This window comes from Alteromonas portus (genome assembly GCF_005117025.1).
Classification (GTDB): Bacteria; Pseudomonadota; Gammaproteobacteria; order Enterobacterales; family Alteromonadaceae; genus Alteromonas; species Alteromonas portus.
The window spans coordinates 324,695-341,540 of record NZ_SWCO01000007.1; the positions used below are offsets into that span (position 1 = coordinate 324,695).

General features: G+C 45.0%; 8 protein-coding genes. 1 reads left to right on the forward strand and 7 read right to left on the reverse strand.

The features are described 5' to 3' along the window. Positions 1 to 23: 23 nt before the first annotated feature. The 7 genes from E5672_RS13130 to E5672_RS13160 all read right to left on the reverse strand — a co-directional run bounded on the left by E5672_RS13130 (position 24) and on the right by E5672_RS13160 (position 15,801). A complete protein-coding gene (locus E5672_RS13130) occupies positions 24 to 1,907 on the reverse strand; it encodes a GGDEF domain-containing protein (protein ID WP_136782601.1) in 1,884 nt (627 codons plus the stop codon). A gap of 137 nt (positions 1,908 to 2,044) precedes the next feature. After that, entirely contained in the window at positions 2,045 to 4,990 is a 2,946-nt protein-coding gene (locus tag E5672_RS13135; protein ID WP_136782602.1) for a TonB-dependent receptor, read from the reverse strand. 67 nt (positions 4,991 to 5,057) lie between these two features. Further along, complete coding sequence (locus E5672_RS13140; protein WP_136782603.1) at positions 5,058 to 7,742, reverse strand: glycoside hydrolase family 16 protein; 2,685 nt, start codon at positions 7,740 to 7,742, stop codon at positions 5,058 to 5,060. A 621-nt stretch (positions 7,743 to 8,363) separates the two neighbouring features. Continuing rightward, entirely contained in the window at positions 8,364 to 10,772 is a 2,409-nt protein-coding gene (locus E5672_RS13145) for a TonB-dependent receptor (RefSeq protein WP_136782604.1), read from the reverse strand. 288 nt (positions 10,773 to 11,060) lie between these two features. Continuing rightward, positions 11,061 to 12,788 (reverse strand): solute:sodium symporter family transporter, encoded by a 1,728-nt coding sequence (locus E5672_RS13150; RefSeq protein WP_136782605.1) that lies wholly within the window; start codon positions 12,786 to 12,788, stop codon positions 11,061 to 11,063. 16 nt (positions 12,789 to 12,804) lie between these two features. Beyond that, on the reverse strand, positions 12,805 to 14,871 hold the full coding sequence (locus E5672_RS13155; protein WP_136782606.1) for a glycoside hydrolase family 31 protein: 2,067 nt from the start codon (positions 14,869 to 14,871) through the stop codon (positions 12,805 to 12,807). 177 nt (positions 14,872 to 15,048) lie between these two features. Then, positions 15,049 to 15,801, reverse strand: coding sequence for a TSUP family transporter (locus tag E5672_RS13160; protein ID WP_136782607.1), 753 nt, complete (start codon positions 15,799 to 15,801; stop codon positions 15,049 to 15,051). 98 nt (positions 15,802 to 15,899) lie between these two features. Between E5672_RS13160 and E5672_RS13165 the strand changes: the two genes are divergently transcribed. Next, entirely contained in the window at positions 15,900 to 16,649 is a 750-nt protein-coding gene (locus tag E5672_RS13165) for a GntR family transcriptional regulator (RefSeq protein ID WP_136782608.1), read from the forward strand. The last annotated feature ends 197 nt before the right edge of the window (positions 16,650 to 16,846 follow it).

A 16,846-nucleotide genomic window follows, 5' to 3' on the forward strand; every position in this document is an offset into this window, starting at 1 on the left:
AGCTTTTAATTATTAGGCTTTTGTCAGTCATCATGACTAAAAATACAAACTCTATTTCTACCGAATCTTTTAGCTACATAAAGTGCATCGTCACACTGCTTGATGAGTTTCGACGTTTCAATACCTTTTTGATACTGCGCAATGCCCGCAGAAAAGGTTTGTGCACCAATATCTGGAGAAATACGCACTTTCCTATAGCTATTAAGGATTGAATTTACGACCTTTTTAGCCTCGGACGCTGACGTTTTAGGTAGGCAAAGAATGAACTCCTCCCCACCATAGCGTCCAAAAGTATCTGTTTTTCTAATAGACTTAGAAACATGTTCACAAAAGGCTTTGAGTAAATTGTCCCCACATTCATGGCCGTAGTTGTCGTTAATTGCCTTGAAGTTATCCAAATCGATTAACACCAATGACAAGTCATTTTGATACGCCTTTGCCTCGTTGAACTCTAACTGTATAACACCGAGTAAACTTCTTCTATTACGAACCCCTGTGAGGGTATCTACAGTCGCTAGTGTTTCTTGTTCTCTTTTTAATCTTCGCTGGACAGCATATAGATAGCTAATGAGGACTAGAAGTCCTAATAAAGTCAGCGCACCAGCAGTGAGAATTAAATTCACTCTGTTGCTGTTTGCAAGTTCCAATTGAGATAATTCGTGCTGTTGTTCTAAAAGCTGTAATTTTCGCTCAGCTAACGCACTTTCATAATAGTCGCTAAACAGCTCTTTTCTGTCGTCCGTCTGGTAGTAAAGGGTTTGATAAAAGTTCTTACTGTCTCGCAATGCTGATATGGCAGCATCTTTGTTCCCCAACTGCTCGAAAAGAGAAGACTGAATAGATTTGAATTGCGCCCAATGTAAATCAGGTGAGCTGTAATCGTCACTTAAGTTATCAGCAATTATGGCAGACAATGCGTTAGCTCTTTCAACATCTCCTTGTTCTACTAGCGCTTTAAATCGAGAAATTTGATAGGTGTTAGTATCGTAAGAGGTCGGTAGTGAGGATATAAAACTCTCAGTTTTTTCAATTAATTTATGCGCCTCTTTTACTTTGTCCAGAGCATACAAATACTCAACTTTCAAAACTAGCCCATAGGTATAGGTATCCCAGTCTTCAATGGATGTAGCGTATTCAATGTACCTTTCAAGCGTATCGAAAGCCTTATCGGGTTGATTTAAGTTCTCAAGGCTTCTTCGTTGGCAATCGAGGGCAATTTGGTAATAACGGTGTGGGCTAGCCAACGGCCTAGTAATAAAGAAAGTCTCTACGCGAGAACACAGCTCCAAAGCCCGTTTGTTCTCCCCTAGGTAAGACATATTGAGCCCTATCACAAGCTCCATGTTTTCTATTGCACCGTCTCCAAAGAAACGTTTTTCGGTTAATGAAGGCAATTCGCCCAAGATTTTTGCGCTGGAGTTCAAAGATGCTCTTATTAGTCCCATTCTCGCCAAGAAAATGGATTTAGTCGCAATGGCGTCAAAGTAAAGCTCAGTATCATTTCCATTGGCAAACGCGATTATTTCGTCAATTTTGCTATGGGCCAAACGCCAATTTTCTTGAATGGCAAAGTTATAAGCTAACAGAATGTTGTGTCTAAAAAATAAAGACGGATGTGAACGCTTTACATCTTGTACGTGGTCTTTCGGCGCAAGTTTGTATTCTTCGAATCCCGTAGGATGATTAACCGTAGATTGCAGCAAAGCAATGTAAACAGATGCAAGGGATGACGATTCAGATAGGACGTCAGAGTCAGAGACTAATGCCATTAACTCTTTTTCACCGTCGGGTTTACTGCTTATAATTTGGGAATACGCTTGGAAATATTCATCATCGTCAAATGCCAAGACAGTGTTTATTCCAAACAAAAATAGCACTAGTACGCTAATACACTTCTTATACTTCACTCGCTTTCTTCTTTTATTACTCGTACCTGAGCTTGTTTAGTGAGAGTATCAAAAATTGGCAGAAATGTTTGATATTTCTAGAGTATTAAAACAAAAAAAGGGCCTAAAAAGGCCCTTGTTGTCATTGCTTGATAAGCTTAGAAAGTATATCTAGCACCTAGCGTGTAGCGAGGTCCGTATTGGCGAGCAAACAAGAATTGCTCTTCAAAGCGGCCGTAGCCACGCTCGGTTTCGTCGTTGATGTTTACACCTTCTAGGAAGACCGTTAGATGCTCGTTTACATCGTAGTTAATGCTGGCATCAACCTGCCCAAACGTGTCGAACTGAGTTGCTGGGTTATCCGCCGAGCCCTGCGCTTGGCCAATACCAATAACATAGTCTGAACGCCATGCGTACGTCACTTTTACCGACAGGCCTTCTTTTTCGTAGAACACTTGGAAGTTAGCTGAGTCACTGATACCTACTAGCGGATTTTGCTGTTCAAGGTTATATGGGTCGTATTCTACGTCACCGTCAACTAGCGTGGCGTTAGCACCAAAACCAAAACCTGTTTCACCAAACGTATGCTGAACAGCAAGCTCGATACCTTCAACGGTTTTAGAATCGTTTAAGTTACGAGGCTTCACTACGTTCCACTCAATAAGCGGGTCGTCAGAGTTCGGCTCAACTACGCCTTCAGCGTTGGCATAACCCGCCGACAAGAAGTAATCGTAAATGTTGCTGTCAGTAGCTTGGATTCCGTCTGCTTCAAGTGCAGATACCGCTTCTTGCCATCTTGGGCCCTGATAAATATCGTAAAGGCCGTCAAAGGTTTCAAGTGCACCTTGCGTATCGATGTAGTTTTTCACTGACTTTCTGAAGAGGCCGACTGACGCATAGCTTGCTTCGTCGTAGTACCACTCGAAAGATAGATCTAAGTTAGTTGACTCATAAGGTTTCAGATCGGTACTACCTTCAGAAACCGTGCGTGAACCAATTTTAGGGCTTCCGCTAAATGAACGTCCGCCTTGTAAGAAACCGATAGGTGCGCGGGTAATTGATTTACCCCAAGAAAAACGGGCTACAATATCGTCTGTCACATCGACTTTTACGTCGAACATTGGAAGAAGAACATCGTACTTACCGGTAAAGTCTTGCTCTTCAACGCCGTCTTGGAAAACAGTGATCCACTCACCAGCTGCAACCCAGTTCACTTGGATAGGAACACGAACTTCAGCTGTGCTAGGTACCTCAGTTTCTTCGTAGCGAAGACCAGCGTTAACCTGAACATAAAAGTCGCTAACTTCAAAATCCCATTCGGTCTGAACATAAATAGAGTCGGTTGTCTCTTCTACATTGCTTACCGAAGGATCGCCGCTGAAATATGGGTCAATTGAGTATGCATTGCTTTCACCCACAACGTCGGCAGTGATGAATTGAAGCTGACGCGCAATGGCTTCATCAAAGTCGAAGGTGTAGTAATAGCCAGGGTTCATGCTTGCGCCGCCACCATCAAAGGCGTCTAAGAAGCCTGAGGTATCGTTGCGAACAAACATACTGTCTGGGAAGATTTCCGTAAACGACGGGCTAAAGCCTGGTCCGCCACGGAGTCCGCTCCACGCAGTAAAGCCAGATAAAGACTGTTCTGTGCGAGCCACACCAAAATCAACTTTAACCAACGGGATGTCCCACGCTGAGTTGTACCAAGTACCGTCTAACTGCAGTTGTTCAATGTCAGAACGTCCTGGTGAATAGATGAACTGACTGAAGTTAGAGTCAATTTCACCCGGCATAATCTCATTTGTGCCGTTATTCCAGTTTACATAGACCTGAGGGATTTCACCTTCACGGTAATCATAAACTTTAGACTCTAACTGGTTTGAACCAAGAATGATTTGCCCAGCGCTACCTAGCCCTTCGTCATAACCATTGTCGGTTTTGTTGTAAGAATCATGGTAATCCAAACGTAAATGCCAATCGTCATTCACCATCCAGTCTAAGTTTACGCCAAGTGAACGCGCGTCAACACGTGTAGTATTGCGGCTTGCGGTAAATGAGCCGTCATCGCCACTGATATCTGCATAAACAGCCGTGCCGTTCTCATCTAGCTCGTAGGCATTGATATTAGCGCCAAAATTATTCCATATACCCCAGCCCACGGTGTTAGTGCCTGTTGTTGCACGAGACGCGGTGTAGTCGATGGTAGCAGTAAACGCATCAACAGGTCGGAACTGGAAAGTAACCTGACCATTAGAACGTTCACGCTGAACGTCATTAATGCTGTAGTTCATGTCTTTAGGAAAGAACGCGGCATCAGTAATGTTTGTGCGGTTGTCCACTACATTGCTAGGGTCTAGCTCTGGAAGATCGTCATTCTCTTGAAGTACCCAACCTTGGATGCTTGCAGCTTGCTGTTGAAAATCACGCTCTTGATGAGAGAACGAAACACCGAATCCAAACATGTCGTCAGCGAAGGTATTGGTATAAACCCCTGCAATTTCTGGCGTTACATCGTCACCTGCTTCATTAGACGTATCGTAAATACCTTTTACTGAAATAGTGGCGTTTTGCCCTGACTGGGCCAGCGGCTTCATGGTAATAATATTTACCGTAGCACCTAAGCCACCACTAGGGTTTTCAGCGCGAGCGGTTTTTTGAAGCTCTAACGTGCTTACGCCTTCAGATGAAAGGTTGGCAAGATCAAACGAACGGGTAAAACCGGTCCCCGGCATTTGGCGACCGTTTAGGGTTACCAGGTTGAATTCTGGACCGAAGCCACGAACGGTAATTTGGCTACCCTCACCGTTATTACGGCTAATGGTTACACCCGTAATACGCTGGAGTGCTTCAGCCAAGTTGGTATCAGGAAATTTACCTAGTTCTTCAGCTGATATGGCGTCTACCACGCCGCTTGAGCTGCGCTTTAAGTCCATAGAGCGGATCATACTGCCGCGAATACCGCTAACTTGAATAACTTCTACTTCGCCTTCTGCGGGCGTTGCCGTATCTGCTTCTTGAGCGTACGCGGGTAGCACAAGAGAAGAGCCCATCAACAAAGCCATTGATGTGGCAAGCTGGGTCTTTTTAAAAGGTGTGTTTTTCATAATTGCCCTACTAATTCTTATCAATTTTGTATGCCGCCTAAGCACAGCTTAGGCGACACATGCTTTGCTATTGCGCTGCAATTTCAACATTATCAATGCGGTATACTGCGCCCTCACCAGAGCCCCATGCAGGGAACATCATGATGACGTTGATTGCACTGATATCCAGACCTAAGTCATAAAGCGTTTGAAGAGGGAAAGTATAGGTTTGCCACTCGCCTTCAACAGGGTCTACACCTTCAAGGCTAGCTGAAATAGGAAGTTCTACGGCTGATGACACGTTGATAGATTCAATTTTGAACAACCAAGGCGCTGATGCATTATTAGGCATAGAGCTTACTTTCATTTCAAATCGCACAGCACCGTCAGTAAGTAGTGCTGACGCGTCGTAAGAGTGACCGTCATCAGCAATGATGCCCATTACCGTTGGCGTCGCGCCAATTCGGAACTCGGCTACAGTGCCGTGGTCCGCATCATCTACTTCTTCTGTTGGGGTTGAGCCACCGCAGCAGTCCCAGATACGCCACTGGTCTGCCGCAGTGTCTGCGAACAAGGTAATCCCAGACGCTGAAGGCGCGTCTTGACCACTGTCCGGGTGATATATTTTCACGTTGTCTAGGCGATACACGGCGCCTTCACCAGTACTCCAAGCAGGGAACACCATGATGACGTCAATCGCGCTCACGTCCAAGCCGCGAGCTTGTAGGTCAGAAATAGGGAAAGTGTAGGTTTGCCACTCACCTTCAACAGGCGCTTGGCCTTCAACGCTATCCGCTAAAGGAAGCTCGACTGCGGTTGATGCACCGTTTGACTCAACTTTAAATAGCCATGTTGAATCTGGGTTGTTTGGAGTGCTTAACACACGCATTTCAAACTGTAGTAAACCACCATCAGTTAGGGCTGTGGCATCAAATGGAGTATCACCACCACCGGCAGCAGAGCGAGTAATAAAGCCCATTACGGTAGGTTCTGCGCCAATGCGGAATTCTGCCGTTAAGCCGTGCTCTTCGTCATCCATTTCTTCAGTTGGGGTAGAGCCACCACAGCAATCCCACATAGGCCAATCAGGGTTTTGACCATCTTCGAAGATAGTTAGTTCTGGATATACAACCGCACCGTCCTGCGAAATTTCTACATTAGTAATTTGGTAAACGGCACCTTCACCTGCGCCCCAATCAGGGAAAATCATGATGGTATCAATGGCGCTTGTGTCTAGCTCAGCTTCAGCAAACATACTGATAGGAAATTGATAGCTTTCCCATACGCCTACTTGCGGTGTAGCAGGTGCAGTATCTGAAGGTCCAACGTAGCCGCTCATCAATGAAAAAGAAGCGTCTGTGGTTGCTTCAGTACTTTCTACTTTTAAGTTCCAGTTTGCTTCAGCGTTATTAGGTGCAGAAACAAGTTTTAAATCAAATTTTAAGCTACCAATACCTTCAAGTGGAGAGGCATCAAATGGAGAGGCTTCACCTTCTGGGTCAGTAAGAAACGCATCGCGGCTGATAAAACCGACTACGGTAGGTTCTGCACCAAAGGTAAATTCATAAACCTGACCTAGCTCAGTATCTTCAACAAGTTGAGGTGTAGAGCCACCACAGCAATCCCACGCTGCCCAATTTGGGTTAGGCGTGCCATCAAAAATGGTTAAGTCTTGTGGAATGCCGGTAGAAGGCGGAGAAGGGATGGGCGCAGCGCCTTCAACCAAAGCATCGTCTAAACTGTCGTAGCCAGGACGCACAGTTTCACAACCTTTACCAGTGTCAGGATCTGACGCACACTCATAAACGCGCACGTAGTCAATTTCGAACGTTTGACCGTCTACGAATGCATCTGCATCTATGCCTGTTTCGTTAACTGCTTCAGGCCAGCTTCCGCCCACAGCGAAGTTGAGGATCATGAAAAATTCTTGATCGTATGGAGCGTTATTCCACTGAGTCTCTAGTTCACCAGTAATTTGGTCGAAGTACTCAGTGTACCAACCGCGATGAGAAAGACCTGTGGCATCACCATTTGCGTTATAGCGCACTTCAGAGCGACGTTGAGTAGCGTACAGATAGCCGTCCATGTACCAACGAATTTCACCTTCCTGCCATTCTATTGCGTAGGTGTGGAAGTCATCAGCTGGGTTAGCGCCATCAGGAAGAGAATATGCTTGACCAGAGCTATCATTGTTCGGCCATTCTTGACCATAGTGAAGGGTGCCGTAGATGTGGTTTTCAGGGTTACCTTCTGCGTCTGCTGCTTTCAGGTTTACCGCTTCCATAATGTCGATTTCACCAGAGCGAGGCCAGCCGCCATATACAGAATCAGTAGGCATCATCCAAAACGCTGGCCAACTACCTTGCCCTTCCGGTAGTTTCGCGCGCATTTCAAAACGGCCATATTTAAAATCGGCTTTGTATTGAGTAATTAATCGGGCTGACGTGTAGGGCTTTGGTGCACCTTCTTCGGCAGGAAGCGCAACAATTTTTAGACTACCATCAGACACAAATGAATTGTCTTCACTGTCTGTGTAGCATTGGGCTTCATTGTTACCGCCACCGTCGCAGTTTACTTCATGGGTCCAGTTATCATCGTTAATACTGGTTCCATCGAACTCGTCGCTCCAAACAAGCTGCCAGTCAGTAACGGGAACCGTTGCGTCAACAACGTCGATATCCGTAGAGGTTGTTGCTCCACCTCCACAGCCAAATAGGGTTGTGACTGAGATCGCGGCTGCTATCCGCGAGAGTTGAGATGCTTTTTTCGTCATTGTTTTCAGCCCTGATCAAAAGAAATTGGGTTTTTATGTTGTGGCAAATGCCACGTAAAAAGCTTGTGTAAGCGCTTACAAAATGGGTCAAATAAAAATGGCTGTTTGAAAGCGCTTACATTACATTAAGCCACTGACACGTAAAGATCAATACTGTTCTCAAAAATTTAACATTTAGTAGAATGATTAATTAATATACGCAATTTTAAAAAATATTATAAAACAATTGGTTAGGTGTTTTGTTGTACTTTTGCGAGAACGACGAATTTCGAGTTTCACTCAGCGTTTACAAATCAAAACTCATGGTTGTTAATAAGGTGTGCTCAGTTTTTTGCCCGCATTACTTTGTGCTTCACTTTATGGAAAGGGTTAATAAACAATCCTATTTTGCTCATTGGATTTGCGCGCCTCATTCTCATAAACGTAGCTAAATATGTGGTGCAGGCCATGCTTTTTACTCTACAGGAAGCCTGAATTGGTTAGGGGGAAATGGATTATCTACAGCAATTTTAGGAAGGAGTGTTTGTGTATTAAAGTACAACAGATAGCTAACCTGATTTTTCCTACAGCAAAAAAAGAGGGGCGTATAAACGCCCCTTTCAACACACACGCTTTGAAGGTTTAGAATTGTGCCTTGAAGGCTACGCCGTAATAACGGTCAGCGTCGCGAGGGATTTGATAACGGAAGTTATCGCCGCTGTAAGTTGTTGCATAGCTTTCATCAAGTAAGTTTTTAGCAATCAAAGATACGCGGAATGCATCGTCTTTGAATGAGAAACTCACGCTTGCATTTAGCATGCTGTAGTCAGGTAACAATGAGTGAGGGTTAAATTCACCTGTGTTGCCCGGTAAGTCAGAGTACTGTTCGTCGGTGTAAATATACGACGCGTTGTAGTAAACATCGAAGCCGTGCTCGGTTTCCATGAAGTATTCAGCGGTTAGCGAGTATTTCATGTCTGGTGAAAAAGGAACATCAAGCCCTGAACGGTCGGTACAGGTCGCTTCTTCAGGACAGTTAAACTCATCGATTTCTGCTTTCGTGTATGCAGCACCACCGATTAACGTTAGGTTGTCGGTTGCGTTCCACATCATATCAAGCTCAATACCCTGTGTTGTCACATCACCGGCATTAGTAAGACGGGTAATACATGCACCGTCTGAACAGTCGAAGTTATTCGCTTGGAAGCCTTCAATGTCGGTGCTAAACAAAGCAACGTTCAACAATAGGTCACGGCTTGCGTACTTATAGCCAATCTCGAAAGCGTCAGATTCTTCAGCGCCGATAGGGCGACCGTCGTTGTCTGGATTAAAGTTGTAGTAAACGTTGAAACCCGGGCCTTTATAGCCTTGTGAGTAAGTAGCATAAACCATCTGATTTTGGTCAAGATCGTATTGAATACCAACACGGCCAGACAGATTGGTTTCATCTACTACCCCTTCTGCATCCGTGTTTTCGGTAGCTGGGCGAACACCAACACCACGGCGTCCATATTCATCGTTGCTAATACGGCGATGCTTATAAGACACTTCATCATCGGTATAGCGAAGGCCGAAGATAAGACGCATATCATCGCTTAAATCGTAAGTACCATCGCCGTATACCGCCCAGTTGTTAAACTCGGTGCTCATAAATGCAGTGGCAGAAACAATATCGTTTGCATTGCACGATACGCCTAATGAATCGGCATAGGCATCAAGGTCTGATAGCGCATTTGTTAAATCGTCTCCTGACAAATTATTTTGTGCGTAAAAAGTCAGTGCGTCATCAAGTTGACCTGCATTGTTCTGGCAGCTTGCATCCCGCGTAAAATTACGCTCAGAATCCATGTTCCAGTAAAACATACCTGCAAGAAAGTTAAATGGACCTGTTAGGTTTGAAGCAACACGGAATTCTTGAGAAAACTGACTCCATTCCTGCTCACCCACATCGTGTAGTTGGAACGGTACGCCGAATACTGGCTGGTCGCTGTCGCCAGCAATTGAGGTAAAGTCACCCTCGCGGAATTCTGTATTTTCCCACGAACGCTGAGCAGTGATTGAAGTGAAAGTATAATCACCTACGGTCTTATCAACTTGCACAGAGAAAGCTGAGTGGTCGTCGATAGTACGAGACTCAAAATCGTGGTCAATTTGACGCTGCTCCAAATCAATGCCGTCTGCAATAGTTGCACTGCTAGGCGCTGCCTCAGAGTCTGGATTACGACCGCTTGAAACGCCTTCTAAATCGGCACAGCAATCATCGTCAGCACTGTAAAACTCGCTAATAAATTTAACTTTTAAATCGTTAGTTGGTTCGTAAAGTACAACGGCGCGAGCACCTTCACGGTCATAGCCGTTTACCGTTTCGTTGTTGTAAACGTTGTCGATGTAACCGTCGAATTTACCTTGAAAAACGGTCAAACTCGCTGAAAGGTCGTCTGTTAAGCCGCCGCTCACCGTGCCTTTTAAGCGATATTCATTGTCTTGATAGAACTCGGTAGAAAGGCTACCGGTTAGCTCCTGCGACGGGTCTTTAGTGGTAATGTTTACTACGCCGGCTGATGCATTTTTACCAAAAAGGGTGCCTTGTGGGCCTCGCAGAACTTCAATACGGTCAACGTCGTAAAGGTCGGCAAAAGCCTGTCCAGAACGACCTAAAACCACACCATCTACAACAGTCGCTACACTCGGTTCAGCGGCGATACTAAAAGAAATCGTTCCAATGCCTCGAACCGTTAATGCAGAGTTTCGTGTTGTTGTACCTTTGCGGAAGCTAACTGAAGGAACGAGAGCCTGAAGGTTTTCAACATTGTTTGCGAAAGCCGACTCTATCTGGTCTCCGCGCAAAACCGATACCGCAACGGGGACATCGCTAATACTTTGCACACGTTTCTGTGAGGTAACGACAATTTGCTCGAATGATTTGTCGTCTTTAGCGGTTTCGGCCTGTTCGGTCTCTGCATCTTGCGCATAGGCATTTGCGTGAAGTAGCAAGCCAGATGTCATAGCAAGGGTTACCGCCTTACTAATGATCGATCTTTTTGTATTCATGTTGTTCTCCAGGGTATTTCGCTTATCTCGCTCTAACTAACAATGGCCAACATTTTTTGTATATATCAACCGTTGTACGTAGACGGTGTTTGGTTTTTTATTTTTAGTTGCGCAGGCTGTTGCATTCGAGATGCAGCGCTGCACGATTTATCATTACCAGTCTTTATAAAAGATATCTTTCGTCTGATGTCTTATATAAGAGTGATTAAGTTAAACAATTGTTAAGTCGTTTGCAAACGTTATGTTAATTTTTTTGTGTTTTTTCTATACAAAAGTAACAGGGAGAAATTACGCATGCTGGGAAGCAAGGCGTCTCAAGCCTTGCTCGTATTTCACTCGCCACCATTTAAGGCTAACACCAATGGCGGCGAAACAGCTCGCCCACAAACTAATTAGAGCTGGGACAAACGCGTTGCTTAGCCCGCCAACAAATCCTATTGGAGAAAACATTAGGTAAAGCGTTGCGATAAGGCCAACTAGCACAATGGCGCAGGGAATAGCATAGCGCCATGGGGTCATGCTAACTTCGGCTTTTGGGGTAAAGTGCCATGGTGTAGCCATTGGATAGAGCTTGCCTATGGTTAACATAATGGCCAGTTCAATAGCGAATAATATGGCATAAATGTGAATGAAATTGATATCCACTTCCCATACGAACTTTAGCAACCCGTAAGCGATTACGTGGAAGATAATAGCTACTTTCGCAGCCAGCGCGGGCACCCTCTTGGTGAACAAACCAACCAGTACAATGGTGATAACAGGGATGTTGTAGAACCCAGTGAATATACGAATGATTTGCCACAAGCCTTCAGGGGCAAACATAAGTAGCGGTGCAGTAATAAAAGAAAGCACAGCAATGACAATACTGGTGATCTTCGCGACGCGGATTAGCTTTTCATCGCTCACTTTGTCTTTTTTGAAAGGTTTATAAACGTCTAAGCAAAACAGGGTCGCGGCACTGTTGAGCAGTGAATTAAAAGAGCTAAATACTGCACCAAGCAGCACAGCTAGGAAGAAACCCGATAGATACTGTGGTAGTACATCTTTGACTAAATGCGGGTAGGCTAGATCGATAGTTTGGAGATTTTCGTCTTGATACAGGTGATAGGCAATTACGCCAGGTAGCATCATCATGAAAGGTACGAGTACTTTAAAATACCCAGAGAACAACACACCTTTTTGACCTTCAACCAGGTTCTTTGCCCCAAGGGTTCGCTGAATAACGTATTGGTTAGTACCCCAGTAAAAAAGATTGGCCAATATCATACCAGTAAAAATAGTGCCAAAGGGTACGGGGTCGTTGGGCCCACCTATAGCGTTGAGCTTTTCGGTTTCTGTGGTAGCAATGGTAGAAAGTCCGTCACTAAAGCTTCCGTCACCTAAAGCAATTAAGCCAAGAATAGGGACTAACAAGCCCACAATTAAAAGACCAACGCCGTTAATAGTATCTGATACTGCAACGGCTTTTAAGCCACCGAAAATGGCGTAAAGCGCGCCTATGGTGCCAACGACCACAATGGTCATTACTAAGCCTACTTCGTAACTTACGTTAAAAAGACCGGGTACATCAAACAGCCTTAAAACGGCAATTGAACCTGAATAAAGCACCGATGGTATAGTCACTAACGAGTAGCCCACCATAAACAGTACTACCGTCATTCTGCGTACACTGTCGTCAAAACGGTCGCGTAAAAACTCAGGTAAGGTGGAGAAGGCACCCGCTAAGTAACGAGGCAAGAAAATAAGCGCCATAATAATGGTAGAGATACCTGCGGTAACTTCCCACGCCATAGCGCTTAAGTTATACCCAAAGGCAGAGCCGTTTAAGCCAATAAGCTGCTCTGCGGAGAGGTTGGTAAGGATCATGGAACCAGCAATAAAAGTGCCTGTCAGCCCTCTTCCTGCAAGGAAGTAACCATCTTGCGTGTTTACTTCCCCTTTCGTTTTCATGTAAGAAATAACGGCAACCAGTGCCATAAATGCCATGCATGACAATAGGGTAAGGGTGATATCCATGAACTGCTCCTATGCGCTACGCTGGCCAATGTGTGGTGTTCGACATATCCATATCGGTATGTTGAACATCTGGGCCCATTACTATGCGACTGCCTTTTTGGATGAACACCGCCACTTCATTTAGCGCAAGTATTTCTTCTCTGTATTGTTCACCCTGCACAACTTCATCGGTACCAAAACGTATCCATTCACCTTTTGGTAAGTAGTACTTAATTTTTCCACCCGGCACGACACAAGGCACTACAAGTAGGTCATCGCCACACATAAACTGCTGCTCAAAGCCATGAGAAAGGGGCTGGTCAGGGAAGGCCAACGCCATGGCGCGCTGTACTGGAAGCCCTGTTTGTGATGCTTTTTCTGCGGTTTCTTTGAGGTATGGAATAAGTTTGTATCTTAGTTTCAGCGCCTCGAATACAGCATTAGAGGCGGCATCGCCATAAGACCAGGGTTCACGAGGGCCAATACCATGCAGTCGCATGTGGGCGCTAAATACTGACGCTTGTGCCCATCTTACATAAAGCTCTGCGTCTCGAGTGTCTTTGTAAAAACCGCCTATATCGGTGGCGAAAAAGGGCCCGCCTGACATCCCCCACGACAAACTGCCACGAATGCTTGCTGCAAGGCCGTGCCAATCTGCTTGCGGATCGCCGCCCCACTGCGATGGGTAACGCTGACTTCCCGTCCAAGCTGAGCGACTGAATAAGAATGGACCTGTTTTACAGTAAGCTTCTGCGGCTTCGTAAACACAACGGTTGTAGAGCATACTGTACACGTTATGTAGGCGATTGCCTGAATCACCGCTATACGACAGCATGTTGTCGTCTTCAAGTTGTTCACCAAAATCGGCTTTTATCATGTCCACGCCAAGGTCAAATAAAGGCTTGTGCGAGGTTTTCCAAAATTCGTAAGCGTCTGGGTGGGTAAAGTCTAGAATACCCGAGTCTGGTAGTGGCGTAAGCACTTCGCCAAATGGGCTTAAATCCCATTCATACCGGTAAGCTTCTCCTGTTCGTTTGTCTTTTATCAGCCAGCCTTTATCAGCGGCTTTTTTGTATAGCGGGTTTTTCACTGAAATCATGGGGTATTCCCACACACAGATTTTAAAACCTAACGCTTTAAGTTCATCGATAACTGGCTGTGGGTCGGCGTAGCGCTTAGGGTCCCACTCAAAAGCAAAGCGGGTATCTGTGTCTTGCCATGCGCGACCATCAAGGGTAATAACATCGCAAGGCATATTCTTTTCGCGCACTTCGCGGGCAACGGCGAGTAGTTCGTCGGCGTCTTTATAATACGCTTTAGAAAGAATAACGCCTAAGCTCCAGGTCGGCGGTGTAGGGGCAAAGCCGGTGAGCTCGCTGTAGGCTTTAAGACTTTGCGCCGGTGAGTCTTGGTGGAACAAAAACAGGTCGAGTAGATTATCTTCTACTAAGCACACGTATGCTCGCTGTGACCAGAGCGCATATCCCACGCCATGAGTAACGGGAGCGGGGGTATGTACAAAAAGATTCCAGCCTTCTGGGCTCCATGCGTATGGTGTATTTTTGTAAGACTTCTCGGCGTTTACGCCTAATGCATCGTGGTTGTATGAACGAATTAACTGGCCGCGTTTATCAAGCTTTCCCCATTTCTCACCAAGACCATAAACGGCCTCGTCGTAGCTAAGCTCTAAACTTACTAACCAACCTTTGTCGGTTTTAGCGAATGGCGGTAAGCGATGTTGACGTACAAAGTGGCCGTCGGTGGCGCTTTGCTGAACTAAAACGTCATTTTTGTATAGCTTAAAATGAAGAGGAGAAGCAAAGATTTCCAGACGATAGTCGCCTGCTGCTACAGTACTGTGTGACTTATCGCCAGATAACACCAATATTTGTTTATCGGGAGCTTGGACAAGCATGCCAAAGTTATCAGCTGCGTTTACGTCGTTTTGAATACGCAAACCAAATTGGCTGATACTTAAGCTTAATTCACCATATTGCGTGGGGACGATGAGTGTTTTATCGTCTGACAGAAAGGGCTGCTCGGTGATGTCAGCAGCTTCAATATCATTCCAGTCTGGTTCAGTTACACAAAATGCGTTACTCATTCTTACATTACCTTTCATGTCTTGTATAAGACATAAGTTAATGAAATGTAACTTTGGTGTCAATCAACAATGAGGAATTTATGAAAAATTAGATCAGGTTAAGGTACTAGGTGGCGCTGTAGTGTTGTCACTAGTACGCCAACAGTGCCATTATCTTGAGTGAAGGTCGAATTCGTTCTAAAAATTAATGTTTTTAACAATAAGCGTTACGCCACTCAATGCGAGCATGGTTAAGGCTAACAGCCTCACTGACGAGGCGGGCACACGTGCCGCTAGTATGCGCCCTAATCGGGTAAAAACAAGGATTACAGGAATAGCAAGCACCGCAGAAATAAGAACGTCTTTAGAAGGAAGTGTGCCAAACGGGATGATAGCAAGACGTATAAGCGATGTAACGCTGAACACAGCCAGTAGCGTGAGCCTTATTTCATTAATCGGCCAAGTTTGTCTGTAGCATTGAAATACAACCGGAGGGCCGAATGTAGAGAACAGTCCGCCTAATAATCCACCCAAGGCGCCAGCTATAGTGAACCCATAGGCGCGACCTGATGGCTTCGCGTGTTTTCTTTTTACCAGTAAAAGCCCACAGCAACTTAGAATAGCGAATCCGAGTAATAGATTAAGCCATGTTGCCATCCCGACAGATAAGTACTCTAGTAGCGCATAGCCTATACCCATAAACGGTATGCCGCTAAGCAATAGGATTGTAAAGGCGCGCCTGTTTATTTGTTCGGTGTTTTTTATCACCAAACTAACTGAATTAAAAAGGCTTAAAAAACTGACGACGAATGTGGTAGCGGTAAGTGGTAAAATACCAAACAACGTAAAGCTCGACACTACCATAAGCCCAAAACCAAACCCACTTAGGGTTTGAAGAAGCGTCGCCAGCCCTAAAAGGGCGAACATGGGCAGCAGTGTTTCCAAAAGCATGTACGTTATTCCTATGGTGTATGTGATTTAAATCAAAAATGCGCTATAACTCTTGTGTATGATATAAAAACAATAATTAAGCGTTTAGGTTAGGGTTCATGTCTTCATCTCAATTCGATCACAAGCTCAGCGGTCCAAGTCTTGCCTTTCAGCCTCTATATCAACAGGTCGCTGAATACATTAAGCAACTTATTGTTGAGCGTCGATGGCAACCCGGTGAGATGCTGCCTAGTGAGTTTAAACTTGCTGACGAATTCAATGTGAGTCAAGGAACGGTTCGCAAGGCTTTAACACTGCTTACCGACACTAAAATTGTAACCCGCAGGCAAGGGGTCGGTACATTTGTTTCTGAACATACTGCTCAAGATGCGCTATTTCGTTTTTTCCCCCTGCAAGCTGACGGCAAGGGCGCCGATTTACCTAAAGCAGAGCTAATCAGCAAAGAGTTAGTAGAGCCGAATGAAACGGTTCAACATGCACTCGCGCTAGCCGTAAAAGATAAAACCGTAAAACTTAAACGCAGGCGTATATTAGAAAATGAGTTCTGTATGCTAGAAACTATTTTTCTGCCATCCAAAATGTTCTCTGACATCGAAAAGCGCGAAGATATTCCCCACACCCTGTATCATTTCTATCAAACCGACTATAACCAAACCGTGTTTAAAACCCGCGATAGTATTAAAGCTGTCCTAGCATCAAAAAGTGATGCAAAAAGTCTTGGTATTGAAAAGGGAACGCCATTACTTTTGGTCACTCGCGTCACAGAATCAATTGAAGGCAAGTTAATTGAATATCGCGAAAGCAAGTGCAGAACCGATCACTATCACTATCAAGTTGAACTTGATTAATTTTATGCCTTTTGGTTAGCCGTTAGGCTGGCTTATCAAAAACAAGGCTTTATGCCTTGTAGCCTTAATTACCCTCACGCAATGTCATTTCTGGACTACTTTCCCTGCTGATCTTTCTAAACGTTGGCCGCCTTCATATTGCATTGCTTTATCCCTTAGCGACTAACGCCCTATATAAAAATTAGCAGTCACAACCT